This is a genomic window from Mesorhizobium sp. M4A.F.Ca.ET.050.02.1.1 (assembly GCF_003997725.1).
In the GTDB taxonomy this organism is placed as follows: domain Bacteria; phylum Pseudomonadota; class Alphaproteobacteria; order Rhizobiales; family Rhizobiaceae; genus Mesorhizobium.
The window spans coordinates 1-859 of record NZ_RZSG01001315.1; the positions used below are offsets into that span (position 1 = coordinate 1).

An 859-nucleotide genomic window follows, 5' to 3' on the forward strand; every position below is an offset into this window, starting at 1 on the left:
CGCCCTCGCCGCGCAGTCGTGCGCGCAGGTCAAGGATTTCGGCCACCAGCGCCTTTTCCCGGTCCCAACGGGCCTGGGCGGCGGCCAAAGCGGCTTCGGTTTCGGCCAGGCCGGCATCGACCCTGACCTGCCGGTCCGCCACCTCGATGCCGATCGCCGCCTCGCGGCCGATGATGCCGCGCTCGACCTCGAGCGCCTGGCGACGGCGCAATATGTCCTCGACCTCGGCAGGCGTCGCATGCTGCGAAATGGCGACGCGGGCGCAGGCCGTGTCGAGAAGGCTGACCGCCTTGTCGGGCAGCTGCCGCGCCGGAATGTAGCGATGCGACAAGGCAACCGCCGCCTCGATCGCCTCGTCCAGAATCTGCACCTTATGGTGCTGTTCCAGGACGCCGGCGACGCCGCGCAGCATCAGCACGGCCACGACTTCCGACGGCTCATCGATCTTGACCACCTGGAAGCGGCGGGTCAGCGCCGGGTCTTTCTCGATATGCTGCTTGTATTCGGCCCAGGTCGTCGCCGCGATGGTGCGAAGCTCGCCGCGTGCCAGCGGCGGCTTCAGGAGATTGGCGGCATCGCCGGTTCCGGCGGCACCCCCGGCGCCGATCAGCGTGTGCGCTTCGTCGATGAACAGGATGATCGGCGTCTCGGAGGCCTGGACCTCGTCGATGACCGCCTTCAGCCGCTTCTCGAACTCGCCCTTGACGCTTGCCCCCGCCTGCATCAGCCCGACGTCGAGCATGCGCACGCTGACATTCTGGAGCGTTGGCGGCACGTCGCCCTGGGCAATGCGGAGCGCAAAACCCTCGACCACGGCGGTCTTGCCGACCCCAGCCTCGCCGGTGAGGATCGGGTTGTT

Annotated in this window: 1 protein-coding gene; it reads right to left on the reverse strand. The window is 68.3% G+C overall.

What is annotated here, in order from left to right; genetic code table 11:
* Positions 1-859, reverse strand: an 859-nt coding sequence (locus EOA33_RS37195; protein ID WP_127407820.1) for an AAA family ATPase, incomplete at both ends; no start/stop codon positions are given.